Source organism: Microcystis sp. M53603_WE2, assembly GCF_030065435.1.
On record NZ_JASJFF010000594.1, the window covers coordinates 1 to 1,668 of the forward strand.

Annotated in this window: 2 protein-coding genes and 1 pseudogene; 1 reads left to right on the forward strand and 2 read right to left on the reverse strand. The window is 43.8% G+C overall.

Annotated features, from left to right (window positions below):
- A pseudogene (locus tag PX481_RS12555) lies at nucleotides 1-408 on the reverse strand (ABC transporter permease); the annotation flags it as partial.
- 157 nt (nucleotides 409-565) lie between these two features.
- Nucleotides 566-1,084, reverse strand: a complete 519-nt coding sequence (locus tag PX481_RS12560; protein WP_002737799.1) for an adenine phosphoribosyltransferase — start codon at nucleotides 1,082-1,084, stop codon at nucleotides 566-568.
- A 98-nt stretch (nucleotides 1,085-1,182) separates the two neighbouring features.
- On the opposite strand from PX481_RS12560, the gene PX481_RS12565 reads away from it, so the two are divergent.
- The coding region (locus PX481_RS12565) for a DUF3038 domain-containing protein (protein WP_288094676.1) at nucleotides 1,183-1,668 on the forward strand (486 nt) is incomplete at its 3' end.

Genomic DNA, 1,668 nt, shown 5'->3' on the forward strand with positions numbered 1-1,668 from the left:
AATGATGGAAGTCAAAGACATTAATAACGTCGCTGGAATTCTCTCTAATAATAGGGAAGACACGGGACGAAAATAGGTAAAACTCAGACCAAAATTAAACTGAGTTACCACTTGCCACAACCATTTAAAATACTGGACAATCGGCGGGTCTTTTAAACCAAAAAGGGCAATATATTGTTCTTTAGTTTCCTGACTAATCTTGGGATTAAGGTCAAGCAAAGCCAGAAAACCGCCGGGGGTTAATTGGATAATAGCGAAACTCAAAGCCGAGGCCAACAACAGGGTTAATAAACCCTGGAGAACACGCTTGACAATATATAAAAAAGTTTCGCTAGTTAGGAGAGATTGTAACCCATTAGCACTCGATCGAGCGGTTGCAGCCTTATAATTATCATCGGTCGCCGTCATAAGTAATCGTGCCAAGTTAATTTCCTAGTGGGGACTCCAATTCAGGAGTCAGGAGATAAATAGTCGCGCAGAATTAATTGGCATTTTTGAGATAGGCACTCTTGCCAGAGTGTTAGCGAAATGTGTAATTAATTCTGCTTAGGTACTTAAAAAAAACCTAATAATCGATGAGGGTAATAATCGGTAAATCGGGTAATTTTTCCCGACCACCGAGGTCGATTAACTCGATGATAAAGGCAAATCCTAACACCTCGCAACCAATTTTTTCTAATAAATCGGCCGTTGCTTTCGCCGTCCCTCCCGTCGCGATTAAATCATCGACAATTAAGACTTTATGATGGGATGCCACCGCGTCTTGATGAATTTCGAGGCTATCGCTTCCGTATTCCAAATCATACTCGATACTATGAACGGCGGCGGGTAATTTGCCCGGTTTCCGGACGGGAATAAATCCCGCTTCTAATTGGTATGCTAAAGGAACACCAAAGAGAAAACCCCTGGATTCCATACCGACAATGTAATCGGGGGATAAACCGTAATCGCGACACTTTGCCGTTAGGGTATCGATCGTGTAACGTAATCCTTGGGGATGATTGAGTAGGGTAGTAATATCGCGGAAGACAATACCCGGTTTGGGAAAGTCGGGAATATCGCGAATCAGTGATTTCAGATCCATTCGGTTTCCGTGTCTCGTAAAATGGGGGACAGCTATCTATACAATACAATTTACAATACCCTGACTCGATCGCCCTTGTGTTTTAGTTCTCCTATATCATGACCTCTACTAGCCTAACGCCCGAATCTACAACATCAGCCCCAGAAAAACCGGTTATTTTAAGCGTTTTACCCGATTTTCCGATTGCCAGTCAGCAATGCGCCCTACATCTCCAACAGCATATCGATTTAATGCTATTAGCGTTGGAATCCTTAGAAGTCGGTGCCGGGGAGGCCCTGTTAGCCCTCTGTAAAGAACTAGGACTCGATAAAATTGTCAGAAACCGGATTATTTTCTGGCGCTTACGCTGTACTAATCCCTGGCGAATTTCCTACACCCTCGACCGTCTCACCCTTGACCAAGCAAAAGCTTTAGTTATCATTGCCAGTTATCGGGCCAAACCCCTGGCTATATCCATCCGACAATTACTGTTAGCGCGGCAACAGATGGAATCAAAGGGTTTACCCGTGGATAATAATTTTCTTTTATCAGAATACCTAGAACGATTTCGCTCCAATTTTCGCAGTCGCATGAACCCCCGCCGG

What these genes read in the sequence shown, in the direction of transcription:
- PX481_RS12560 (WP_002737799.1), bottom strand. Translation starts at nt 1,084, where the DNA reads ATGGATCTGAAATCACTGATTCGCGATATTCCCGACTTTCCCAAACCG.